The following is a 23,749-nucleotide window of genomic DNA, read 5'->3' on the forward strand; positions in this document are numbered from 1 at the left end:
ATGCGCTGGCAACAAACAATATTGACAATGGCCATCCTGGGCGCCGCGCTTACCGCAGGCGCTCAGGATTCCATGCCTGTGCGGTTGATCAGGGAACAAACATCGCCGGTGGTGTTTCTGCGAGACGAGGTGTATGCCAGCCCGGCATTGAAAGTGTATCAGCGTGAAAACACCTGGTCGCGCCTGTCTGCCTCCTTTCGCCATTCTGACCAGGAGCTTTATTTACAGCAGGAGGGCAGCGGCCGGCAAACTTTCAACGTACACTCTGAAACATACCTGAAACCCGGCCCCAAAGCTACTGTTTGGGGCCAGGCCTATTACAGCAATGAAGAGCTGTACAAAGTGAAGTTTAATGAAACGGCGGATTATCAGCTGGTATATCCGTATGTGATGGCAGATTCCGTGGGCGGAGACCTCAAGTCAGAAACCTATGCTTTTGCGGGCGGCCTGGCAAAGGCGGTGGGAGCATACCAGCTAGGCTTCCAAGCCGGGTTTAAAGGCCTGCAAACTTACCGGGACAGAGATCCGCGCCCGGAGAACATATCATCTGTTATCAGCCTGGGCCTGTCCGCTTCCCGTAAAGTGACGGAACGTTATACCCTGGCCCTTGACCTGAGCGGCCTGAAATACGGTCAGAACAACAAGCTGGATTTTGTGAGTGAACTGGGTTACCCGCTGGTTTATCATGAAGCCGGTTTGGGCGCCTACAATGAGTTCTTGGCAGGAGCCCGTACCAAGGCCAGCTTTCAAGGCTTGGGGTACGGGGTGGCCTTAAACTTTGTGCCGGTGCAATATAAAGGTTGGTTTGCCCGTGCAGGCTATAATCACCTGAATATTGGCAAACGGCTGACAGATATTATTGATGACATCAGCGTTATTCATGAAAATACGCTGAATGGCGCCGTTGGCTACATGTTTGATGCAGACCGCCGGCACTTTATTGCCGAACTGCGTGCAGCTACGGTGAAGCGGGAAGGCATTGAAGCCCGCTTTATCAACACCGGTGGCGCCAACGGCGTACAGAAAATAGCCGAAGACGTAAGGTACGTACACGATGTAGCCACCTTCCGCTTCCGTACTGTATACGGGCGCAGCGGCGGGGCCATAGACTGGTTTGCCGGGCTGGAAGCCGGGTATGAAGATAATGCGCAGCAATACGTAATGCCCAACCGGGAGCTTTCATACAGCCAGATGCTGATAGGCGCTGACATTACCGCCAGGAAGCAGCTGGGCGGCATCATGTTGTCGCTGAACGCAAAGGCCCAGCGGCAGGAAAACCTGGAAAGCACCGGCCGCTGGAATGACGTAAGCCCTCAGCGCGCCATTTTTACGATGCTGAATAGTAACTTTGCGTATCTCACCGCCTCCGGTATGAACTATGGCGGAGGGCTGCGGGCAGACTTTCGCCTTACCGGCAAGGTATCCTGCTTTATCAGTGCGGACGCTGCGTACCACAGCGGCATAGAGAGGAAAGACCTGAGGGTGACAACGGCATTTCAATTTTAATAACAACGACCAATTGCAATGAGGCGGGAACTGATTATACTGGCAGTTTTGATGATTTTTTTGACGGGCACGGGTTTCCTGTACAAAACAGACCCCGGCAGCCTGCGGGCGCTCTATGAAAAGCCTGTGGCAGAATGGCCGCGGCCAGACATAGACTCCGGCGTGGTATGGACCGAATTTAAATCACTGCCGGGAACGGATACTTCCTATTTCAGGATCATTGCGCAGCCGCAGGTAAAGCTGGGCAAACTGCTCTTCTTTGACCCGCTGCTGTCCAGCTCCAGCCAGATATCCTGCAGCAGCTGCCATGACCCGCACCTCTCCTGGGGAGACGGCCGCCGTGTGTCTCTGGGAAGCGACCACCTGCAGGGTACCCGCAACACGCCCAGCCTGCTCAACGTTGGCCAGCGCAAGTCTTTCTTCTGGGACGGCCGGGCCTTTTCTCTGGAAGACCAGGCCACCTTCCCCATTGAGGCGCATCATGAAATGAATATGGACGCCAAACAGCTCGGCCCCAAACTGGGCGCCATCAAGGCATACCGGGCATTGTTCAAAGATGCTTACGGCACGGAAGACATTTCCACCGAAAAGATAGTGAGCGCGCTGGCGGCCTTTCAAAAGACCATTACCAGCAGGAGAAGCCGCTTTGACAAGTTCCTGGACGGCGACCATAAAGCCATGACGGACGAAGAAATTCACGGCATGCACCTGTTCCGCACCAAGGCCCGCTGCATGAACTGCCACAATGGGCAGTTCCTTACAGACGAGAGCTTCCACAACATCGGCCTCACCTATTACAAACGCAAGTATGAAGACCTGGGCCGCTACAACCTCACCAGCAACCCGGACGATGTGGGCAGATTCAAAACCCCTTCCCTGCGGGATGTGATGCATAACGCTCCCTGGATGCACAACGGCCTGTTTAACGATATTACGGGCATTGTGAACCTCTATAACAGCGGCATGCACATGATAGACCCCAAGCCGGAGCAAAAGCAGCAAGATAGGCTATATCCCTATACAGACCCGCTGCTGAAAAAACTGAACCTTACACGAGACGAAATAAAAGCGGTGGTAGCCTTTATGGACGCCATTACGGCCACGCAATACAAAATGCAGCGGCCGGAGCTGCCGAGAGATTAGGCGCGGTCAGCGCACTATCACCCGGGAAATCCTGCCTGACCTGAACAAAAAAAAGCATCCGCCATAAATAATAAAGGCCTTCGCATTGCGAAGGCCTTTATTATGAAAAGAATTTTTTCAGCTATAGCCGAAAGTGTAAGATTTCTCCACCTTCCAGCTTTGACGCATGGCCCACCGGCCGTAGTTGTTTCTGCGAGACCTGTCAAAATAGAAACTCAGAAACTCCTTACATCTAGGATAGTACAGTCTGATGACGTACATAGTAACAAATGTTAGCATAGGGATATGGTTATAGGATTTATAGGCTCGTTTTCATAGTTGTACCCTTTTGGCACTACTGTACTTTTCTGTGAATCAGTTCCGTGGTATTTATAAGGCACCCGGCGTGTTGCCGGTACACACAATGCCGCTCAAAACATATAGGATTTCAAATATAGTTTTATAATTTAAAGTATAGTATAACACGTATGTGTAATTTTACCGGTGAATATAATAGGCATTGGCCTGCGCCGTGGGCGTTATCACCAGGTCATTGATACAAACGTGGGGAGGCAGGGAGCAGCAGTAATACACCACATCCGCCACATCCTGCCCGCTGAGGGGCGTAAAGCCCTTGTATACATCTTTGGCCTTGCCTTCATCCCCCTTGAACCGTACCAGCGAAAATTCCGTTTCCGCCGCGCCCGGGTGTACCGCCGTTACCTTGATATTGTAAGGCAGCAGGTCTATGCGCATACCTTGGGAAAGCGCGTCTACCGCCGCTTTGCTGGCACAGTACACATTCCCTTTGGCATATACGGTTTTGGCGGCGGTAGAGCCTATGTTAATGATATGCCCTTGCCGGCGCGCTTTCATCCAGGGCATAACAATGCGGGATACATACAACAGGCCTTTTACATTGGTATCCAGCATGGTGTCCCAGTCATCGGTGTTGCCTTCGTCTATGGGGGAGAGGTCAAGCGCAAGACCGGCGTTGTTCACCAGCACGTTGATGGCCTGCCATTCAGCCGGCAGAGAGCCAAGGGCAGCCTCGCAGGCGGCTTTGCTGCGTACGTCAAATGCGAGGGTATGGGCCTTGACCTTGTACTGCTCCTGCAGCCGTTGCTGCAATTGCTGCAGGCGCTCTTGCCGGCGGCCGGTAATAATGAGGTGATAACCTTCTCTGGCAAACCGTTCTGCGCAGGCTTCACCAAACCCGGCTGTAGCGCCGGTAATGAGGGCAATTTTTCCAGTCGTCATGGTGCGTTTGTTTAACGCAGCAAAGTTACCGTTCCTTTCTTTGAAATTTTCTGCCCGTTGAGATCGGTGCCTTCCAGTATCCAGAGGTAGGTGTCAATAGAGGCCGGCCGGCCCCTGTAATAGCCGTCCCAGCCTCGGCGGAAGTCGAGCGAATCGAATATCAGCTCACCCCAGCGGTTGAAAATGCGGAAGTAGGCGTATTCTTTAATGCCTACCGGCGTGAACCGGAAAAAGTCGTTCAGCCCGTCGCCATTGGGCGTAAAGGCGTTGGGAATGTAAAATTCGGGGCCGGTATAATATTTCACATTGATCGTATCATATCCGAAGCAGCCTTGCTGGTTGCTGACCCGCAATACAAAGTCTATCTCGCTGTTCCAGTTCAGCAGCGGGTCACGCGCATTAGGATTGTTCAACCCGGTGGGTGGGGACCAGGCATAGATCTCCCCGCCGGAGCCTTGCAACTGCAGCGGCTGCCCCCGCGCCAGGATGGTATCATTGCCGGCAAAGGGATTGACCTCGTATAGCCGGAAGTTCTGGGTAACGGTAGACGAGCAACCCCGGTCTGTTTCCAGCTGCAACGACACGCTGTATACCCCTCCCCGGGGAAAGCGGTATACGGGGTTGGGCACCAGGGCCGTGTCTAGCGGCGTATCCGGCACGCCAAAATCCCATTTGCGCGAAGTGATGCTGCCGTAGCGGTAGCTGGAGGTATCATTGAACTGTATGGGGTTTTCCCGGCAAAGCCCGCTGATGGTAAAGCCGGTGCGCAGGCCGGGGTAATTGTTGATGCGGCCGGTGATACTGTCTGTGCAGGGGAGGCCGGGGTTGACGATCAGTTTAACCGTATAGGAGCCTGTGTCCGGGAAATGATGGAAGAACACGTTGCGGGAATCCGTGATGGTGTCCGTTCCATCGCTGAACGTCCATTGGTAGGTGGAAGTAAAGCCGGCTACGCTGTTGTTGGTAATGGGCACGGCAAAGCCCAGCGTATCGTTGCAATGGTTGAGCAGGCTGGGGGTGGAGGCGGTAATGCGTGTTACGCAATTGTATACGGTGATGAGAATATCTTTATGATGCACGCCCAGCAACCGGCCCGTGGCACGGTCCCATTCAGACACGCATACGGATACTACAAACTTGCCAGACCTGTCCGGCACGCCGGTAATAAGCCCGTTATTGTCAATGGCCATGGCGGGGTTGCCGCCCATAGGCCCGCCTCCGTGATAGGGCGGAATATAGCTGACCGTGGTGGTGTAAGGCGGGGGGGATACGGCCTCGCTGGTGCGGGACGTGCCCCCGGCCAGCGCGCTGCAGAGGGAATAGGTCAGACTGTCCCCGTCAGGGTCTGTAGCGGAATAATTATAGCGGAAGGGGAGGCCGGAGCAGATCACAGGCGCTTCATCAATCCCGAAGTAGGCGCTGTTGTTACCGGGCCTTGAATCGCTGCCGGGTATCACGGTGTAGAAAGTAGACCCTTCTCTTTCGGAGTTGTAAATGTTGGTCAGCGCCTCACCGCGGCAGCAGCGCTGATAGGATACGGTATAGCCGCCGGGCACTGGCGCCAGGTTGATGGTATCACTTTCATAGAAGGCTACTTCCAGGTAAATAGTTTGCGGCGCCAGGCAGGGGTTTTTCAACGTGTCGCGGATGGCGCGGGTCACCTTGATCTCCATCATTCTGGCGGCTGTAACACGCTGGCCGGAAGAATTGAAAATATTGACAGGCACGGGGTTCTCAAAATAGTCCAGGCAGCCCTGGCGCGTGCCGCATACAAAGTCTCCGTCCCGGTAGAGTTTCAGGGTAAAAATATAACGATAGGTCCCATTAGTGGCATTAAATCCTACTGTGCGGTAGTAGATCTCACCGCCGATGATATGATACGCACTCGCGGTGCTGATCAACATCCAGCTTAGTATAAGAAGGGTAACAGATTTGCCCATGGGGTAAGGCTTTCTTGTTATACTGAATTTACGGAAAATAAAGGGCCTGCTGAAATATAAATAGCCGGAAAACCGCCACAGTTCTATATATTAAAGATAATAAAGTGTAATGCTTTAGTTGATAGATTTATCCGGAAAAAGGGTAGAAAGAAATGTGGAGCGGCAAGTTTTGGGACGGGTATAGGGGGTATCAGCGCACCAGGGTTACAGTGCCTTTATATTCAACCATTTGCCCTGTTTCGTTCAGCCCGCCTACTACCCAAACGTAGGTACCGTTGGCTGCGGGGCCGCCGCGTTGCTGTCCGTCCCAGCCTTTCATATATTCCTGCGTGCTGAACACCAGCTCCCCCCAGCGGTTGTACACCCTGAAGTAGTCCAGTTTTGTAATGCCTACCGGCAGTGGCCTGAATATGTCATTGAGGCCATCTCCATTGGGCGAGAAAGCATTAGGTACATATATTTCAGGCCCGGCCATAAAACGGAGATTGATATCATCTTCTCCCAAACAACCTTCCGGCGTGTATACCTTTAAGTGATAGGTGAACGTGCGGTCAATAGTGGTAATGGGGTTGGGAATGTCGGGATCGCTGAGCCCTTCCGCGGGAGACCATTGATAGGTATACCCGCCGCTGCCGTTCAACTGGAAGGGCCGGCCCTTGATCACAATGGTATCGTTGCCGGCAAAGGCCGGCACCGGCGGTACAACGTTCACCGTAACGGAAGATGTAATGGGTTTGGGGCATCCCAGTGTGTCCGTTACCGTTACCGTGTAGGTGGTGGTGTCTGTTGGCCAGGCCAGGGTACGGGGTTGGCGCGGACTGGTCAGCGTGCCGGCGGGAGACCAGTTGTAAAATGCCCCGCCGCTGGCTTCCAGCCAGATGCTTTCTCCATGGCAGATGGTGGCATCTGCGCCGGCGTAAGCGGCCGGCGGGTCTACCAGTTTGTAAAAAACAGAGTCTCGCGCGGAGCAGTTGCCCAGCGTTACCAGTATTTCATACTGCGTGCTTCTTGCGGGCACAATGGTTTGCGAGCGCTGCGTACCTACTATCTGCCTGGTATCAAGGTCTGTCCAGGTGAAGGCGTAAGGCCCGTCTACCACCGCGTTCAATGATATGGGGTCTCCTGTGCAGATCACACTGTCTGCCGGTGCGGTGACCAGCAGTTTGTCCTTTACATCAATAAACACTTTTTGGGTGTTCACACATCCCGTCTGGTCGGTAAAGGTTACTTCGTAAGTAGTATCTACCCGTGGCGCTACTGTGGGCGTGGCCGTGTTCTCCCCGGTGATGTTGTACAGCGGCTGCCACTGGTATGTGCCGGCCAGGCTGCTTTCTGCGTTGAGTTGCAGGGCGTCCAGGATGCACAGTGCGGTATCGCCCGTGGTGGTAAAGGGCGGCTTGTCGTAGATCAGCAGCGTGTCAGAGATGGTCCGTTCGCAACCTTTGTCCGTTTGCATAAAAAGTTTAACAACATAATTGCCCGGCTGGGTGTATTGCCATTGTGAGGCGGCAAGGTTAGAGGTATCATGTTGCAGGCTGGCTTCGCCAAAATCCCATTTCAGGTACTCAAAATTGCCCACATCGTTGGTAGAGGTGTTGGTGAAAGTGGTGGGCTGTGTAGTGCAAAGGCCGGCAAAATCAAAAGACGGCCGCAGGAAGGGATATACATGCACGGTGGCAAAGGTACTGTCTCCGCAGCTGCTGTTGGGGTCTACCACCAGCTTCACCTGGTAGGTACCCTGTGTGGCGTAGGTATGCGGAAAGGTGCTGAGGTCTGTGGTGGAGAACGGCGCGGAGCCATCCCCGAAATCCCATACGTATTCTTTGCCTACGGTGCTCTGGTTGCTGAAATTGATCGTATAGCCGTCACAGTCCGCATACTTGTCCGGCATGGCCGCTGTTACCTGCCGTACGCAGGATTCCACGGTGAACTGGAATTCTTTCCGGTGCTCGCCGATCAGCACACCGTTGCGATACTCATGGGCAGATACTGTTACAATATAGAGGCCGCTGCGGGGGGCAATGCCGGAAATAAGGCCGGTTTGCGGATCTATGGTCACTTTGTCTCCCAACGGCTGCGCCGCGGTAAAAGGGTTGTTGTACTCTACCGTTTCTCCCGGCCCGCCAGACCTGACGGGTTTAGGGTCTGCCTGGGTGCCGCCTTTATAGGCGGTTGAAAAGGAATAGACCAGTGAATCGCCATCGGGGTCAACGGCCGCAAAATTGTACCGGAAGCGGTTATTGGCGCAAACAATAGCGCCCCTTTCCGCATCAAAGCGGGGGCTTTTATTATTTTGAAAGCCGCCGGCCGTACCGGGAATGCGGGTGAAGTAGGTAGCGCCCACATCGTTGGCGTTAGAAGAGATATTGGTGAGGCCGGTACGCCGGCAACAACGTTGAAACGTGGCCAGGTAACCGTTTGTATTTGCGGGCAATTTTACGGTGCCGCTGTAATAGGCTATCTGGTAACATACCGTAGGCGGGTTCACAATGCAGGGATCTATGTCTGTAGCGCCGTAACGCTGCATGCTGCCGCGGTCAAATTCATAGCTGTTTACCAGCGCTCCGCCCGCGTGGTAAATAGTGATGAAAGCCTCCGCGTCAATTTGGGAGGGAGTGGCATCGCAGCGGATAAAAAGTTTGAGGGTGATCTCGTAAACATTGTCTGCCCCTTCCGCCCTCACAAAATTATAATACATTTCCCCGCCGATAACATGATCGGCCCTTGCAGCCATAGCACCCAGGCCCAAGAGGAATATAAGCAGCAGTTTCCGCAATGTTTGTGAGTGCTACGACGAATGTTGGCAAAATGCAACGAAATGGTGTAATACCAGGTTACTTTCTTCATATACTTCCAGCAGCCCCATATGCCCTACCTGGTCAAAAATATGTATGCTGGCTACGGCCGGCATGGTTACTTGTGGTAACGAATTATCAAGCGGCACCGCCTGGTCTTCCTTGCCGATCACGAACAGTACCGGTACCTGGATGGTTGCAAGCACTTCCGTGCGGTCCGGCCGGGCCATCATGGCTTCGTAATAGGCAATACAGCCCTCCGGGGTGGCGGTGGCCAGCGCCTGCTGGATGTAGTTGTCTACCCTTGCTGCCTGCTGGTTGCGGAAAGCAGCGGCAAACATACTGGGCAGCGTTTGCCGGAAGAAAGACTCCAGCCCGTATTGCTGTATCATGCGGATGGATTTTTGCCGCCCCTCCTTTTTCTCCTCACTGTCCGGCCTGGCCGTGGAGCTGAACAGCCCCAGCCCTTCCAGCAGGTGCGCATATTTTTCAGCAAACGCCAGGGCCACGTAGCCGCCCATGGAATGGCCTATCATGGTTACCTGGCTGATGTTTTCCTCTACCAGTATGGCATATATGAACTCAGCCATACTTTCTATGCTGAGGCCGTCTGTTAACTGCGATCTGCCGGTGCCAGGCAGGTCAGGCACCAGTACGCGGTAGTGGTTGCGCAAAAAGGCGGTCTGGTGTTCCCACACGGAATGATCTTCTGCAAAGCCATGCAGCAATATTACTGCCTTTCCTTCTCCTTCAGACCAGTATGCGCCTTCGCGGCCGCCGTTATTGATTGTTTTCCACATACTTCCTGCGTATTACCCTTGTAACAATGGTGTATAACAGTAGCAATATACAAAATACCGGGGGAGCTTTGGCAATGAAATCGGCGAATCTCACATAAAAGGTGAGGCGGGACGACGGCAGTACATTCGTTTTAAACACCCCTTCTTCCCAATACGGCAACCTTTCGTGTATCTCTCCCCATTCATCTATGGCGCAGGAAATACCTGTATTGGCGCTCCGCACCACCCATCTTCTTGTTTCAATGGCCCGCAGCCGCGCGTATTCCATATGCTGCTTGTGCCCTTGCGTATTGCCCCACCACCCGTCATTAGTGCTTACGGCCAGAAAGCTGGCGCCTTCCCGCACTTTTTTTGCTATCAGGTCACTATAAACAGATTCATAACAAATGGCATCAAACACTTTCCAGCCTTTCACAGGGTCAGTAAACTGGCTGACGCCGGGCGTAAGGCCGTAGCTGCCGGTAATGCCGCCAAAGTCAAGCGCCAGCTTTTTCATGAAGGGGAGGTAACGCATGTATGGCGTTATTTCTACGCCCGGTACCAGTTTTACCTTGTGGTATACCTGTATGCTGGCGGAGGTGTCTATCTGTATGGCGGAGTTAAAGGCATCGTAGGTAATGCTGCCGTCTGATGCGGTCCTTGCGGTGGCGGGTATTTCATCCTGCCCTGTATATTTTTTGTAGGTGGATGCGCCGGAAATAATTTTCAGGTTGGGGTACTGTGTTAAAAAACGGCGGATGAGCTGTACCTCAGGCTGTGCGTTCAATTCGTGCTCCCAGGCACCCTGGGGGAAGAGGGCGGTTTCCGGCCAGATAACGTAGGCTGTTTTTTCGGTTACCTGCTGTTGGGTGAGGCGCAGCAGCTTTTCCACTTGTTGCTGCGCCATGCCGAAGGAGAACTTTTCGTCGTACGGGTCTATATTGGGTTGTACCACTACTACGGAGAGGCCCAGGCCTTTGGAGAAAGAGAGCGCCCTTATGGTCATGGAAACGCCCATGGGTAAAAGAATGAAGAGCAGCGGCTGCCAGGCTTTTTTCCAGGCGGCGCCGCCGGTACGGTATTGCCTGATAAATTCGTATACAAGAATGTTGGCCAGCAATACATACAGGGAGCCTCCGGGCGTGCCGGTATATTCGTACCATTGTACGAGGTCAGGCCGGGAAGCGAACGCATTGCCCAGCGTGAGCCAGGGCCAGCTCAATTCCCATTGCTGGTGAATGTACTCAAATGTGAGCCAGTATACTATCAGCGCAAAATATGCGGTGGTGCGGCTGCTGCGTTCTTTTGCTATTTTGAACCCCAGCAGCGGTATGCTCATGAGCAGCGCATTGAACGCGTTGGCAAAAATGCCGCTGGCCGGTACAGGGGTATTGCCTACCCACCAGGTGGTGCCGGTGTTCCATATCCACAACGCCAGGTATATGAGCCCAAGATAAACGCTCCGCCGCGGCACCCGGTCCGCAATGGCCAGCAGGGGCGCAAAACCAGCAAATATGAGAAAGGTAAGTGGAGAGGTAGGCCATGCCGCCCACATGGTACAGCCTGCAAGAATGCTGAGCAGAAGGGGCATGCGTTTGCTGATGGATGGGTTCATGCTCCAAAAATAGAATAAAAAAGGGCATACGGAGAAAGCGGTGCTCTTCGTATGCCCTTTTTAATATGCTGGTAATAATTAGCGGCTGTAGTTGGGTGCTTCTTTGGTGATCACCACATCGTGCGGGTGGTTTTCCTTTACGGTGGCGGAAGTGATCTTCACGAACTGCGCATCCTGCAGGGCCTTGATATCTTTGGCGCCGCAATAGCCCATACCGGCGCGGAGGCCGCCTACGAACTGCTGCACCACTTCAGACAGGTAGCCTTTGTAGGGCACGCGGCCTACAATGCCTTCCGGCACCAGCTTTTTGATATCAGCCTCCACGTCCTGGAAGTAGCGGTCCTTGCTGCCTTCAGACATGGCCTCAATAGAGCCCATGCCGCGGTAGCTTTTGAACTTGCGGCCTTCGTAAATGATGGTCTCTCCGGGGCTTTCTTCCACGCCGGCAAAGATGGAGCCTGCCATGATGGTAGACGCACCGGCTACCAGGGCTTTCACCATGTCGCCGGTATAGCGGATGCCGCCGTCTGCAATAACGGGGATGCCTGATTTTTTCAACGCCTGCGCCGCGTTCATGATGGCGGACAATTGAGGGAAGCCGGCGCCTGTTACCACGCGGGTGGTACAGATGGAACCGGGGCCTACGCCCACTTTTACCGCGTCTGCACCAGCGGCGGCCAGTGCCAGCGCGCCTTCTGCGGTAGCAACGTTACCACCTATTACCTGCAGTTTGGGGAAAGATTTCTTGAGTTTCTTCAGTGCTTCCAGCACGTGTACGGAGTGGCCATGCGCACTGTCTAGCGTTACCACGTCAACGCCCACATGGATGAGGGCGGAGGCCCTTTCCTGGAGGTCTGCCGTAATGCCCAGCGCAGCCCCCACCAGCAGGCGGCCGTAAGCGTCTTTGGCGGCATTGGGGTAGCTTTGCAGCTGCAGTATGTCCCGGTAGGTGATCAGGCCGGTCAGTTTACCCTGCTTGTTCACTACGGGGAGCTTTTCAATACGGTGCTGCTGGAGTATTTTTTCGGCCTTTTTCATGTCAGTGCCTTCCGGCGCGGTCACCAGCTTGTCTTTGCTGGTCATCACTTCACTGATAAGCCTTTTGGTGTTGGATTTTTCGAACCGCAGGTCGCGGTTGGTGAGAATGCCGATCAGCTTTTTATCACCGTCAACAATGGGAATACCGCCAATGCCGTTTTCCCGCATCATGCGCAGCGCCTGGCCAATGGTGGAATCTGCGCTTAATGTCAGCGGGTCAAGGATCATTCCGCTTTCGCTGCGTTTTACCTTTCTTACCAGTTCCGCTTGTTTCTCAATGCTCATGTTCTTGTGCAGGATGCCGATGCCGCCCTCACGCGCCAGCGCAATGGCAAGATTAGCTTCCGTTACAGTGTCCATTGCGGCAGACACCATAGGGATGTTGATTCTGAGATTTTTGGTAAGTTGAGAGGAGATGTTCACTTCCCTGGGCAGCACTTCTGAATAGGCTGGTACCAGGAGTACGTCATCGAAGGTAAGACCGTCAGCTACAAATTTCTGTTTGGATTTTCCCGCAGGCATATTGCAATTATTTTGGCAGTTTTCTAAATAATTGCACGCAAATGTACGACTATTTTGTGTAATCAGTGCAGTTCATTTTTCATGTGTGGATTAATTGATATGTATTGCCCGGCATGGCGCGCACCAGTCCTTCCATTTCCAGCTGCAGCAGTACACCGGGTATTTGTTGTTGCGGAATGCCGCTGCGGTACTGGATTTCGTCAATATGCATATGATTGCCGCCGCCCAGCACCGCTACCACTTGCTGCTGGCCGGGGCCAAGCTGGTTGAACAGCCTGCTTTGCACCACCGGTGCGGCGTTTTTGGGAGCGGCCGGCCGCCAGTTCAGCATCTCCAGCACATCTTCCGGCCCTGTTACCAGCGCGGCTTTGTTGTGGCGTACCAGTTCCAGGCAACCGGCGGAGCGCGCATCGCCAATACGGCCGGGCACGGCCATTACATCCCGGTTGTAACCGCAGGCTATGTCTGCCGTGATCAGGGACCCACCTTTGATGCCGCTTTCGATCACCAGTGTAGCGTCGCATAACCCTGCCACTATACGGTTGCGGCGGGGAAAGTTCTGTTTGCCCAGCTTGGTGCCGCTGCAGAAGTCGGTTAACAGCCCGCCGTTTTCCAGCATCTGCTGCGCGGCATGGTAGTGGGCGGCGGGGTAGAGCTTGTCAAGCCCGTGGGCCAGTACCCCAACGGTGGGCAACCCTTGCGCCAGTGCGGCTTTGTGGGCGGTGATGTCTATCCCGTACGCCATACCGCTTACAATGGTGATGTGGTGTGCGGCAAAGGCAGCTATGAACTGTTCGCAGATAGCGTGGCCATAGGCAGTAGGGGTGCGGGTGCCCACTACGCCCAATATCTTTTCCGCCTGCAGGTCCATGTGGCCTTTGGCATAGAGCATCACCGGGCTGTCATAACAATGTTGCAGGCGCCGGGGATATAAAGGGTCTGTGTAAAACAGCGGCTGCACGCCGTTTTTGCCCATAAAAGCAATTTCCGCATCGGCCAGGTGAAACGCGTTGAAGGCGCGGATGGCCGCGGCGCGCTGTGTGCCCACCCCGGGGATGCTCTCCAGTAGTTTTTTTTGTGCCGTGAAAATATCCCGGGCCGTACCAAACCGGCGGAGCAGCTCTTTGGCCACCACATCGCCTACCTGCGGGATGAGGGTCAATGCAATACGATAATGTAATTCATCGCGCATGGGTTAACAATTTAAGCACGGTCAATTTACGGTTTTTTGGCGAAGTTTGCTGTTCATATACATTGTTATGCAAACACGTTACCTGGTATGGCTGCTGCTTGCTTTCGCAGCCTGCAAAACCCCTCAACGCACTACCGCCACTACCTCTTTTGCCAACACCGGTCCCGCCTGGGGAGCGCTCTGGCAGCAACGCGCGGCAGAATACAAGGCGCTCTGCCTGCAGGCCTACCATGCGGCAGCGCAAAGAGTGGAAGTTATGAGCCATCAGCAAACCCTGCGGCCGCGGGCCATTGTAACGGACATAGACGAAACCGTGCTGGACAACAGCCCTTACTCCGCCAAAACCGCGCTGGCCGGCCGCCCTTATTCGCAAAAGGAGTGGGAAGAATGGACGGCTCTTGCCGCCTGCGATACGGTGCCGGGCGCGCCCTCATTCTTCAAATACGCCGCGGAAAAGGGCTTCACCATCTATTACGTGACCAACCGCCTGGAAAATGAACGGGCCGCTACCCTGAAAAACCTGCAGCGCTGGGGTTTCCCGTTTGCAGATAATGAGCACCTGGTACTCTCTAACGGCAACTCCAACAAGGAGCCCCGCCGCCTGGAAATAGCGAAGAAATTCGAGATCGCGATGCTGGTGGGCGATAACCTGGGAGATTTTGCAGCGGTCTTTTATCATAGATTACCCGAGGAGCGGAGCGCTGCGGTAGATGAGTTGCGCGCGGAATTTGGCGAGCGTTTTATTGTGCTGCCCAATGTGATGTACGGGGACTGGGTAACGGCGCTGTACCCGCGCGGGCTAACCGAAGCGCAGGCGGACAGTGTAATGAGAACGCAGGTGAAAAGTTTTTGATTTAGTATTTTCAGGAAAACGCTCTATACACTATGAAAAAGATCATCTTGTTTTTTGGCTTGGTAATTATTTCGAATGTGGTTATCGGTCAGTCCTTTCCTCCGGGTATTAGTTTTCAATCTCCAGACGTTCAGGTGCAGCCGCCGTCTCACCCCCTGGGGCTATCTCTTTCCACAACCACCAGTTTCTTGAATAATCAGGCAGTGAGCAGCTTTGGCCTTCAACGGAAAAAATTTCATTCTGTTCAGCCGACAGGCAATGATATGAATGACGAAGTATCTATCTGGATAAAAGGATATTATCAGAATTCCGCAGTTGCACTGCCGGTGCTGCTGGGTGGATACGGTTGGAATTCAGAAGCGGCTCATATGATTGTTGACCGCAATGGCAGCGTTGGTATTGGTACGCTGATGCCGGGGAGCTTTGCCAACCAAAACCAGGTGAGCTATCCCCGCACATATACTCAACAAGACAGGGTAGTAAGCATTATATCCAATGAACAACCTGTTCTCGAACTTGGCCGTTCTATAAGCACTTTGAGCGCCGGGGAAAGGGTGGGGGCTATTTTCTTCAGCAATATTACCGGTCAGGCTGACGCGCACCGGCAGATAGCTGGTATTTGGGCGGAAAAGGGAGACTTTCCCACTCATCCTTACCTGGTAGGGGCCCGTCTTGTTTTTGCTACAAAAGTACTTGGTGGCCCTGCACAGAATAAAATGGTCTTCGATGAATACGGTAACCTGTCCATTGGCACCACCACGAGTAGCGGCTATAAACTCGCAGTCAATGGCCCCGTGAAAGCCCGAAAAATAAAGGTTACACAAACAGAGTGGCCTGATTTTGTTTTCGAGGCATCTTACAAACTTAAATCTCTCGAAGAGCTGGAATTTTACATCTCCAAATACAAGCATCTTCCGGAAATACCCGCCGCTGCAGATGTTCAGAAAAACGGGCTAGATGTAGGGGAGAACCAGGCAAAATTGCTACAGAAGATCGAAGAGCTTACGCTTTATTTGATCGATATGAATAAAAAAATGACTACGCAGGCAAAACTGATAGACAAACAGCAGCAACAATTGGCACGGCAGGAGAAAGAACTGGAAAGCCTGAAAAACAAGTCAGCCAGAACTGATCCAATAAAAAAGGAAGAGGAAGTGTCGAAGGTATTTTGAAACTTTTGAGGATCGCGTAAACGAAAGCCTCCTCGCAAGGTACCCACGTAAAAAGAGGGTGCATCAATTCGATACACCCTCTGAACGATCTTACAAACTGATCACCTTCAGCTCCGTTCTCCTGTTCTGCGCGCGGCCGGCATCGGTATCATTGGTATCTACCGGTTTGCTTTCGCCATAACCTTTGGCCTTCAGCCGTTTTGCGGCTATGCCCTGTTTCACAAGGTATGCTACTACCGCTTTAGCCCGGTTTTCAGAGAGCACCTGGTTGTCCGTATCGCTGCCCACATTGTCTGTATGGCCGCTTAGCTCCACTTCCATGGTGGGGTTGCTTTTCAGCAGGGCCACCAGTTTGTCCAGCTCTGTAGTGGAGGCAGGTTGCAGGGTATATTCGTTGCTGGCAAAGAAGATATTGCGCAACACCACTACCGCGTTAGCTTCCAGCGGCTGCAGCGGCACGTTCTTTTCAAACGGCTGGCCTTCTTTCACCTCTTTCAATGAAAAGTTTTCAGAATAGAAGAGATAGCCCTTCCGGCTTACGGAGAGCGCATAGTCTTTACCCGTGGGCAGGGGTACCAGGTAGTCCCCGTTCTCGTTGCTGCGTATGTTCGCTACCGTTAGTTTGGTGGCCAGGTCTGTCAGTTCCAGGGCGGCTACCAGGCGCTGGTTGGTTTTAACATCGTATACATAACCTCTTACGTACAACGTGGGCTGCGGCCGTGCGGCTTCGTACAGCTCAAAACTGTAGATGTCCAGGGAACCGCGCCCCTCGGCGCGGTCAGACGAAAAGTACGCCGTAACGCCGTTTGCCGCCACGGTAAGGCTGCCGTCTTCGTCAATAGTGTTGATGGGGTAGCCGAGGTTTACGGCGGGGCCCCAGGTACCATCCGGCTGCAGGCGGGAGTAAAAGATGTCCAGTCCGCCGAAGCCCTGGTGCCCGGTAGAAGCAAAAAACAGCGTTTGCCCGTCCGCATGCAGAAAAGGGGTCATTTCGCGGCCGCGGGTGTTGATGTTGGGCCCCAGCCGTTCTGCCAGGCTCCAGCGCCCGTCAGGACTGCGGCGGCTTACAAAAATATCGGCGCCGGCATCCGGTGTTTCGCGGGTGAAATAAAGGGTTTGTTTGTCTGGCGAAAGGCAGGGTTGTGATTCCCACAGTTCGCTGTTGATGGCCGTGCCGATGTTGCGGGGCGCCTGCCAGCCATTGGCCGTTTTGACGGAGTAATAAATATCGCAGCTGCCGCGGCCCCCGGGAAAATCGCACCCGGTGAAGACCAGCATTTCCCCGTCTTGCGAAATGTTCTGTGCGCCCTCGTTGAACGCGGAGTTAACAGGCTCTCCCATGTCTTTTGACAACTGCCATTGCAGGCTGTCTTTTTCCGATACAAAAAAATCTTCGTTGCGGCCGCCCACCCGGCGCGTATACACCAGGGTTTTACCGTCTATGGTGAGAGAGGGGAAATATTCCGCGTCTGCGCTATTGATGTTGGCGCCAAGGTTTTTCGGCTCAAAGGGCACGGGTTGGGTGGAAAGGGCGTACTCCATGTTCTTTTTGAACTGGGCCTGTTCAGGAGATGCCTTTTTGGAAACAGCGATCTGTTCTTCCACCATTTTCAGGGCGTCTGCAAACTGCCCGTTGCCAGCCAGGGCTTTGGCATAAGACATGCGGATGAAGCGCAGCCCGTCCGCATCAATTTCCAGCAGCTTTTTGAAAGCGGTGATAGCCTCCTTGTACTGCTTCTTAGCTACGTAAGTAAGGCCCATCTGGCCGTAAGCATCGGGATAATTGGGTTTTACCTTCAGGGCTTCATGGAGAAAGTGGATGGCATTGTCGTACTGATAGCTACGCATGGACTGGATAGCCTGTTCAAACAGTTCTCCGGCTTTCTTGTCAGCTTTATCCGTTTTTTGCGCCATCAGCCCGAGGCTGATCAGGCAGCATAGTGATAACAGGATGTGTTTCATAGTTGATCACTAAATAACGGAAAAAAAGGGGTTTATGATATGAAGATGATAAAGAATGTGATAGGCGACAGGCCTGTTGAAAGCAAACCGGTGTCAGGGAACGTTGATGTATTTATGGATCTGCAGGGAGATCTGCCATTGGGGGTGTTCCTTTACATAGTCTATAATGTGCGGCGTCATTTCCGCTGCCCGGCTCCATTCCGGCTGCAGGTACAGCTTGCATTGCCGGCCCGCCAGGGCCGCATATTTTTCCGCCCAGGCAAAATCTGACTTGTTGTAGATCACGATCTTCAGTTCATGCGCTTTGGCGCATATCTCCGGCAGGGGCGCCTTGAATTTTTTGGGGGAGAGGGTGATCCAGTCCCAGTTTCCGCTGAGGGGAGAGGAGCCGGAGGTTTCAATATGGTTCCTGAACCCGGCTTTGTGCAGGGCGCTGGTGAGGGTGGTCAGGTCATGCATCAGCGGTTCCCCGCCGGTGATAACGGCAATGCGGCCGGGGTGGGCCGCTGCTTCCCGTACCATGTCTGTGATAGTTTGCTGCGGGTGTTTGTCTGCCTCCCAGCTTTCTTTGACATCGCACCATACGCAGCCCACATCGCAGCCGCCGAGGCGGATGAAATAAGCGGCCTTCCCTTGATGGAAACCTTCACCCTGCAGGGTGTAAAAAGACTCCATCACAGGCAGGGTAGCAGTATGTAAAGCGGTGCCGGGCATGGTACAAAGGTAGCTCATTTATCAGTTTTGATGCCCGCGCTGCCCGGTGGCGGCGAGGTAGGTATTTTTCAGCAATGCGGCAATGGTCATGGGCCCTACGCCGCCGGGAACGGGGGTAATGTAGCTGCAGCGCGGGGCTACGGCTGCATAGTCCACATCTCCCACCAGGCGGAAACCGCTCTTTTTGGACGCGTCTTCCATTCTGTTGATGCCTACATCTATCACCACGGCGCCTTCTTTTACCATATCTGCCGTTACAAAATTGGGGCGGCCAATGGCGGCTACCACAATATCCGCCTGGCGGCAGAGCTCGGCGAGGTTTTTTGTATGGGAGTGGCACAGGGTTACGGTGCAGTTGCCGGGGTTGGTGTTGCGGCTCAGCAGGATGCTCACCGGCGTACCCACAATGTGGCTGCGGCCTATCACCACGGCGTGTTTGCCCCTGGTCTCGATATTATAATGTTCCAGTATCAGCATAATGCCGTAGGGAGTAGCGGGAATAAAAGCCGGCAGGCCGCTCACCATTTTACCCACGTTCATGGGGTGGAAGCCGTCTACGTCCTTGCTGGGGTCTATGGTATTGATTACCAGCTCTTCGTTGATGTGTTTGGGCAGTGGCAGCTGTACAAGAATACCGTCAATATCCGGGTTTTCGTTCAGCATGGCAATATGGTCCAGCAAATGCTTTTCGGGAATGGTGTCCTCAAAACGGAGCAGGGTGGAGTTGTAACCGATCTCTGCGCAGGATTTGACCTTGCTGGCCACATAGGTTTCACTGGCGCCGTTGTTGCCCACCAGTATGGCGGCGAGGTGAGGTATTTTTTTGCCCTGGGCCTTTAACGAGGCTACCTGGGTGGCCAGTTGATCTTTTACAGCCTGGGATACGAGTTTGCCGTCTAAAATTTGCATGCGCAAAAGTAAGGAAAAAATCGGCGAATGGAAAGGGGCTGCCTGGCCAAAGGCAACCCCGTAAACCAAATTGATAAATGAACGTAGGAATCTAAAAAGGAAAACTGCAAACGGCTGGCATTAGCACAACCTGGAACTTATAAAGGCGTTGTGTGATCATATTCTGGGGGCGGCCGCCAGTATTTCTTCACTGGCCTCGCCAGCATATTTCTCAAAGTTCTTCACGAATTGTTCTGCCAGGTCTTTGGCCTGCGCGTCGTACGCGGCGGCATCCGCCCAGGTATTGCGCGGGTCCAGCAGCTCATCCGGCACGCCGGGGCACGCTTCGGGAATGGCCACGCCAAACACTTCGTGATTTTTGTAAGCCGCTTTTTCCAGGTCGCCCTTCAGCGCGGCGCTGATCATGGCGCGGGTGTAGCTCAGCTTGATACGCTGCCCGGTGCCGTAGGCGCCGCCCGTCCAGCCGGTGTTGACCAGCCAGATGTTCACTTCGTGCTCCCGCATCCTTTCTCCCAGCATCTGCGCATAGCGCGCGGGGTGTAGGGGCAGGAAGGGGGCGCCAAAGCAGGCGCTGAAAGTGGATTTGGGCTCTGTGATCCCTGCTTCCGTGCCGGCCACTTTGGCCGTGTAACCGGACATGAACTGGTACATGGCCTGGCCCGGGCTCAGTCGGGAAATGGGGGGCAGTACGCCGTAAGCGTCGCAGGTGAGGAAGAAAATGTTCTTCGGGATATTGCCGATGGAGGGCTCCTGCGCATTGTCGATATAATGCAGCGGGTAGCTCACCCGGGTATTTTCGGTAATGCTCTTGTCCGCAAAATTCACCGTACGGGTGCCGGGATAGCAAACGGTATTTTCCAGCAGGGCGCCATCGCGGATGGCATTGAATATCTGCGGTTCCTTTTCGGCGCTCAGGTCAATCGTTTTGGCGTAGCAGCCGCCTTCAAAGTTGAAAACGTTGTGGTCTGTCCAGCCATGCTCGTCATCTCCAATGAGCTTGCGCTCCGGGTCTGCGCTGAGCGTGGTTTTGCCGGTGCCGCTGAGGCCAAAGAAAACAGCCGTATCGCCCCCTTTGCCCTGGTTGGCCGAACAGTGCATGCTGAGCACGTTTTGCGTATGCGGCAGCAGGTAGTTGAGAATGGTAAAGATGCCCTTCTTGATCTCGCCGGTATAGGCGGAGCCTCCGATGAGGATCATTTTACGGGTAAAGCTCACCACGGCAAAGTTATGCTGCCGGGTGCCGTCCGCAGCGGGGTCTGCATGGCAGCCGGGCGCCTGTATCACCGTCCATTCCGGTTCCATGTGCTCCAGCTCCTCTTCTCCGGGGCGGAGGAACATGTTGTAGACAAACAGGCTGGACCAGGGCGTTTCCGTGATTACGCGGATGTTGAGCCGGTACGCCGGGTCGGCGCAGGCCTGGCAGTCTCTCACCCACACGGGTTTGCCGGTAAAATAACGGGTAATGCGGCGGTACAGCTTGTCAAAGTTCTCTTGCGGGAATGGTTGGTTGAAGTCGTTCCAGTTCACGGAGTGGGCAGTGAGCTGGTCTTTTACAATGAACTTGTCTTTCGGGGCACGGCCGGTGAACTCGCCGGTATTTACCATCAGCGCTCCCGTGTCCGCCAGGCTGCCCTGGCCCAATGCCAGGGTTTGCGCCGTCAACTCTTCGGGAGGCAATTGATAATGTACATCAGCGATGTTCTCTATGCCCAGGTCCCGCAGCTCCTTGAGTGTATCCCTTACACTGCTGATTTGCATAAAGAAAGATTGTTTTGGTGTATGGGCAAATCTAGGCTTTTTTTGATATTTTCAAATTTTATAGGTGTTGTGCCATCTAATTTCCTGAATAATTCCTTATTTTATGGGTTGTTTTTAGATATTATCTAATTCATTCGATTTCAATTTATCGGAAAATCAAAAGACGGCGGGAATATTTATTTGTTCAATTCTCCAGGTTGTTTTCATGGCTGTTAACGCCCGGCCGTTTTTGCCGGTTGGCGATTTTCCGGTAAGTTTGAGGCTTCATACCCTGTAAACAAGAAACTGATGAAATATTTACCACTGGACCCGCAGCTCTTTGTCAAAAACCGGGAGCGATTCAGGACCAAGATGAAGGAGAACTCGATTGCCATCTTTAATGCTAATGATGAACTGCCCACCAACGGAGACGCCCTGCATGCTTTCAAACAAAATGCCGACCTGTACTGGCTGACGGGTATAGACCAGGAAGATACCATGCTGGTATTGTTTCCCGGCAACCCCGATCCGAAATACCGGGAAGTACTGGTACTGGTACGCCCCAACGAGCTGAAGGAAAAATGGGACGGCCACCGCCTCCGCCGCGAAGAAGCGCAGGCCATTTCAGGCATCGGCACCATTGTGTGGCTGGACAGCCTGGACGCCCTGCTGCAGCCCTGGATACACGACGCGGAGAACATCTATCTCAATACCAACGAAAACAACCGTAAAGCCAACCTGGTACCCGTGCGGGACTATCGCTACGCCGCCGAGCTGCGCAGCCGCTACCCGCTTCATCACTACCTCCGCGCCGCGCCTATCCTCAAGGAACTGCGGGCCGTAAAAACGGCGGAAGAAGTGAAAGTGATACAGGAGGCCATTGATATCACCGAAAAGACCTTCCGCCGCCTGCTGAAATTCATCCGGCCGGGGGTGTTCGAACACGAGATCCATGCGGAGATCATGCACGAATTTCTCCGTAACCGCGCTACAGGAGAGGCATATGGCTCCATTATAGCGTCTGGTGACAGGGCCCGTACCCTGCATTATGTGTCCAATAACCAGGAGTGCAAAGACGGTGAGCTGATACTGATGGATTTTGGCGCGGCCTACGGCGGTTACAATGCGGACCTTACCCGTACCGTACCGGTAAACGGCAAGTTCACAGACCGGCAGCGCCAGGTGTACAATGCCTGCCTGCACCTGCACAACTACGCCAAGTCCATCCTTGAGCCGGGTATCACCATTGCAAAGTATCATGAAATGGTGGGCGTGGAGGCCGGCAAGGAGTTCGTGAAACTGGGCCTGCTCACAGCAGGTGATATCAAGAACCAGGACCCTGAAGCGCCGGCCTACCGCAAGTACCTGTACCACGGTATCTCCCACCACCTGGGAGTAGACGTGCATGACCTGGCGCCCTCTTTCCACCAGCCCCTGCCGGAAGGCGCGGTGCTCACCGTGGAGCCGGGCATTTATATTGAAGAAGAAAAAATGGGTATCAGGATCGAAAATAACATCTGGCTGAAAAAAGGCGGGAATATAGACCTGATGAAAAATATGCCGATCACGGCAGAGGAGATCGAAACGCTGATGAAAGCGTAACATTGCCGGAAGCGGCGCAACACGCCGCTTCCGCTTCCTGAAATACCCGAATGAAACGTTCCGGCCCGCAAGCCGCTGAACGTTCCGTCTGGCCATTGAAAAGACGAATAAAACACTGATGAAACAAATTCCCAATATCCTTACCCTTTCCAATCTCTTTTGCGGCGCATTGGCCATTATTTTCATTTTGCATGCGCCGGAGTACATTGCCGAGTTCAATGGCCGTGAATACACTGTTACCAACCCCGAGCCCATTTACTGGGCCTCCGGCCTGGTAGTGCTGGCGGGCATTATAGATTTTTTTGACGGTTTTGTGGCCCGGCTGCTGAAGGTAGCGTCGCCGCTGGGCCGGGAGCTGGACTCGCTGGCAGACGTGGTGACCTTTGGGGTGGTGCCCGGCATGATCCTCTTCCGCCTCCTGCGCAGCGCCTATCTCCGTATGCCGGACGTGTTTGACGTGTCTTACATCAACCTGGCCCCGGCGCTGCTGGTGCCCTGTTTTGCGGCGTACCGCCTGGCCGTTTTCAACCTCGATACCCGCCAGTCTGAAAACTTCATTGGCGTGCCCACGCCCGCCGCAGGCTTCCTGGTGGCCTCTTTCCCGCTCATCATGCTCAACAATCCCTTTAACCTGGCCCACTGGCTGCAAAACATCTGGGTATTGTACGCCATTATTGCCGTGCTCTGCTACCTCATGGTCAGCTCACATCCCATGATCAGCCTCAAGTTCAAGAACCTGGGCCTGAAAGACAACTGGCCCCGTTTTCTGCTGGCGGCGCTGACCATTGCGGGTATACCGGTACTGGGTTTTGCGGTGGTGCCGTTCATATTTATTGCGTACGTGGCACTGTCCCTGCTGGTGCCGCCGAAGGTGGCCGCGGCATAGAAGAAGTGATGTATGAGCCACAGCCTGTTCACGCTCAGCTACCGCTACGTCAAAACGAGCTTTCCCGGCCATCCGGCGTGGTTATCAGGCAGTAATTTATTTGGTTATTAATAACCAATTTGATAAATGCTTAACATTATTCCCT

17 protein-coding genes are annotated in these 23,749 nt (G+C 53.8%); 6 read left to right on the forward strand and 11 right to left on the reverse strand.

Features of this window, described 5'->3' with window-relative positions:
* Both D3A97_RS11205 and D3A97_RS11210 read left to right on the forward strand, forming a co-directional pair.
* Nucleotides 1-1,506: a DUF6850 family outer membrane beta-barrel protein gene (locus tag D3A97_RS11205; RefSeq protein WP_157986485.1), complete on the forward strand. Its 1,506-nt coding sequence runs from the start codon at nucleotides 1-3 to the stop codon at nucleotides 1,504-1,506.
* Nucleotides 1,507-1,557: 51 nt separating this feature from the next.
* Nucleotides 1,558-2,649, forward strand: a complete 1,092-nt coding sequence (locus tag D3A97_RS11210) for a cytochrome-c peroxidase (protein WP_232825987.1) — start codon at nucleotides 1,558-1,560, stop codon at nucleotides 2,647-2,649.
* A gap of 477 nt (nucleotides 2,650-3,126) precedes the next feature.
* Here D3A97_RS11210 and D3A97_RS11215 read toward each other — a convergent pair whose 3' ends face one another.
* The 7 genes from D3A97_RS11215 to dprA all read right to left on the reverse strand — a co-directional run bounded on the left by D3A97_RS11215 (nucleotide 3,127) and on the right by dprA (nucleotide 13,769).
* Nucleotides 3,127-3,888, reverse strand: coding sequence for an SDR family NAD(P)-dependent oxidoreductase (locus tag D3A97_RS11215; RefSeq protein ID WP_119078606.1), 762 nt, complete (start codon nucleotides 3,886-3,888; stop codon nucleotides 3,127-3,129).
* A gap of 11 nt (nucleotides 3,889-3,899) precedes the next feature.
* Nucleotides 3,900-5,792: a PKD domain-containing protein gene (locus D3A97_RS11220; RefSeq protein WP_198673960.1), complete on the reverse strand. Its 1,893-nt coding sequence runs from the start codon at nucleotides 5,790-5,792 to the stop codon at nucleotides 3,900-3,902.
* Between the two features lie 226 nt (nucleotides 5,793-6,018).
* Entirely contained in the window at nucleotides 6,019-8,526 is a 2,508-nt protein-coding gene (locus tag D3A97_RS11225; RefSeq protein ID WP_198673961.1) for a PKD domain-containing protein, read from the reverse strand.
* A gap of 90 nt (nucleotides 8,527-8,616) precedes the next feature.
* Nucleotides 8,617-9,423, reverse strand: coding sequence for an alpha/beta fold hydrolase (locus D3A97_RS11230; RefSeq protein WP_119078609.1), 807 nt, complete (start codon nucleotides 9,421-9,423; stop codon nucleotides 8,617-8,619).
* On the reverse strand, nucleotides 9,404-11,017 hold the full coding sequence (lnt, locus tag D3A97_RS11235) for an apolipoprotein N-acyltransferase (RefSeq protein ID WP_119078610.1): 1,614 nt from the start codon (nucleotides 11,015-11,017) through the stop codon (nucleotides 9,404-9,406). The genes D3A97_RS11230 and lnt overlap by 20 nt, the downstream gene beginning before the upstream one ends.
* A 78-nt stretch (nucleotides 11,018-11,095) precedes the next feature.
* Nucleotides 11,096-12,577: an IMP dehydrogenase gene (gene guaB, locus D3A97_RS11240; protein WP_119078611.1), complete on the reverse strand. Its 1,482-nt coding sequence runs from the start codon at nucleotides 12,575-12,577 to the stop codon at nucleotides 11,096-11,098.
* Between the two features lie 79 nt (nucleotides 12,578-12,656).
* Nucleotides 12,657-13,769: a DNA-processing protein DprA gene (gene dprA / locus D3A97_RS11245; protein WP_119078612.1), complete on the reverse strand. Its 1,113-nt coding sequence runs from the start codon at nucleotides 13,767-13,769 to the stop codon at nucleotides 12,657-12,659.
* A gap of 67 nt (nucleotides 13,770-13,836) precedes the next feature.
* On the opposite strand from dprA, the gene D3A97_RS11250 reads away from it, so the two are divergent.
* Together D3A97_RS11250 and D3A97_RS11255 are read left to right on the forward strand one after the other, a co-directional pair.
* Nucleotides 13,837-14,622 carry a 5'-nucleotidase, lipoprotein e(P4) family gene (locus tag D3A97_RS11250; protein WP_157986486.1) on the forward strand — a complete coding sequence of 262 codons (786 nt, stop codon included), beginning with the start codon at nucleotides 13,837-13,839 and terminating at the stop codon, nucleotides 14,620-14,622.
* 32 nt (nucleotides 14,623-14,654) lie between these two features.
* Complete coding sequence (locus D3A97_RS11255) at nucleotides 14,655-15,794, forward strand: hypothetical protein (RefSeq protein WP_119078614.1); 1,140 nt, start codon at nucleotides 14,655-14,657, stop codon at nucleotides 15,792-15,794.
* A gap of 90 nt (nucleotides 15,795-15,884) precedes the next feature.
* Here the strand turns inward: D3A97_RS11255 and D3A97_RS11260 are convergent, their stop codons facing one another.
* The 4 genes from D3A97_RS11260 to pckA all read right to left on the reverse strand — a co-directional run bounded on the left by D3A97_RS11260 (nucleotide 15,885) and on the right by pckA (nucleotide 21,137).
* Nucleotides 15,885-17,756, reverse strand: coding sequence for an OmpA family protein (locus tag D3A97_RS11260; protein ID WP_119078615.1), 1,872 nt, complete (start codon nucleotides 17,754-17,756; stop codon nucleotides 15,885-15,887).
* A 93-nt stretch (nucleotides 17,757-17,849) separates the two neighbouring features.
* The gene (locus tag D3A97_RS11265; protein WP_232825936.1) at nucleotides 17,850-18,488 is read right to left on the reverse strand and encodes a 7-carboxy-7-deazaguanine synthase QueE; all 639 of its coding nucleotides are present in this window, start codon (nucleotides 18,486-18,488) and stop codon (nucleotides 17,850-17,852) included.
* Between the two features lie 3 nt (nucleotides 18,489-18,491).
* Nucleotides 18,492-19,379, reverse strand: coding sequence for a bifunctional methylenetetrahydrofolate dehydrogenase/methenyltetrahydrofolate cyclohydrolase FolD (folD, locus tag D3A97_RS11270; protein WP_119078616.1), 888 nt, complete (start codon nucleotides 19,377-19,379; stop codon nucleotides 18,492-18,494).
* 156 nt (nucleotides 19,380-19,535) lie between these two features.
* Nucleotides 19,536-21,137 (reverse strand): phosphoenolpyruvate carboxykinase (ATP), encoded by a 1,602-nt coding sequence (pckA, locus tag D3A97_RS11275; RefSeq protein WP_119078617.1) that lies wholly within the window; start codon nucleotides 21,135-21,137, stop codon nucleotides 19,536-19,538.
* Between the two features lie 288 nt (nucleotides 21,138-21,425).
* Here pckA and D3A97_RS11280 point away from each other — a divergent pair, with 288 nt between their 5' ends.
* Both D3A97_RS11280 and D3A97_RS11285 read left to right on the forward strand, forming a co-directional pair.
* Nucleotides 21,426-22,718, forward strand: coding sequence for an aminopeptidase P family protein (locus D3A97_RS11280; protein WP_119078618.1), 1,293 nt, complete (start codon nucleotides 21,426-21,428; stop codon nucleotides 22,716-22,718).
* Nucleotides 22,719-22,836: 118 nt separating this feature from the next.
* On the forward strand, nucleotides 22,837-23,604 hold the full coding sequence (locus D3A97_RS11285) for a CDP-alcohol phosphatidyltransferase family protein (protein WP_119078619.1): 768 nt from the start codon (nucleotides 22,837-22,839) through the stop codon (nucleotides 23,602-23,604).
* Nucleotides 23,605-23,749: the final 145 nt, after the last annotated feature.

The organism is Chitinophaga alhagiae, from assembly GCF_003568665.1.
Lineage (GTDB): Bacteria > Bacteroidota > Bacteroidia > Chitinophagales > Chitinophagaceae > Chitinophaga > Chitinophaga alhagiae.

Bases quoted from the DNA above. Each gene is read 5' to 3' on its own strand.
- D3A97_RS11205 (WP_157986485.1), top strand. From the start codon at position 1: ATGCGCTGGCAACAAACAATATTGACAATGGCCATCCTGGGCGCCGCG.
- D3A97_RS11210 (WP_232825987.1), top strand. From the start codon at position 1,558: ATGATTTTTTTGACGGGCACGGGTTTCCTGTACAAAACAGACCCCGGC.
- D3A97_RS11215 (WP_119078606.1), bottom strand. From the start codon at position 3,888: ATGACGACTGGAAAAATTGCCCTCATTACCGGCGCTACAGCCGGGTTT.
- D3A97_RS11220 (WP_198673960.1), bottom strand. From the start codon at position 5,792: ATGTTGATCAGCACCGCGAGTGCGTATCATATCATCGGCGGTGAGATC.
- D3A97_RS11225 (WP_198673961.1), bottom strand. From the start codon at position 8,526: ATGTATTATAATTTTGTGAGGGCGGAAGGGGCAGACAATGTTTACGAG.
- D3A97_RS11230 (WP_119078609.1), bottom strand. From the start codon at position 9,423: ATGTGGAAAACAATCAATAACGGCGGCCGCGAAGGCGCATACTGGTCT.
- lnt (WP_119078610.1), bottom strand. From the start codon at position 11,017: ATGAACCCATCCATCAGCAAACGCATGCCCCTTCTGCTCAGCATTCTT.
- guaB (WP_119078611.1), bottom strand. From the start codon at position 12,577: ATGCCTGCGGGAAAATCCAAACAGAAATTTGTAGCTGACGGTCTTACC.
- dprA (WP_119078612.1), bottom strand. From the start codon at position 13,769: ATGCGCGATGAATTACATTATCGTATTGCATTGACCCTCATCCCGCAG.
- D3A97_RS11250 (WP_157986486.1), top strand. From the start codon at position 13,837: ATGCAAACACGTTACCTGGTATGGCTGCTGCTTGCTTTCGCAGCCTGC.
- D3A97_RS11255 (WP_119078614.1), top strand. From the start codon at position 14,655: ATGAAAAAGATCATCTTGTTTTTTGGCTTGGTAATTATTTCGAATGTG.
- D3A97_RS11260 (WP_119078615.1), bottom strand. From the start codon at position 17,756: ATGAAACACATCCTGTTATCACTATGCTGCCTGATCAGCCTCGGGCTG.
- D3A97_RS11265 (WP_232825936.1), bottom strand. From the start codon at position 18,488: ATGAGCTACCTTTGTACCATGCCCGGCACCGCTTTACATACTGCTACC.
- folD (WP_119078616.1), bottom strand. From the start codon at position 19,379: ATGCAAATTTTAGACGGCAAACTCGTATCCCAGGCTGTAAAAGATCAA.
- pckA (WP_119078617.1), bottom strand. From the start codon at position 21,137: ATGCAAATCAGCAGTGTAAGGGATACACTCAAGGAGCTGCGGGACCTG.
- D3A97_RS11280 (WP_119078618.1), top strand. From the start codon at position 21,426: ATGAAATATTTACCACTGGACCCGCAGCTCTTTGTCAAAAACCGGGAG.
- D3A97_RS11285 (WP_119078619.1), top strand. From the start codon at position 22,837: ATGAAACAAATTCCCAATATCCTTACCCTTTCCAATCTCTTTTGCGGC.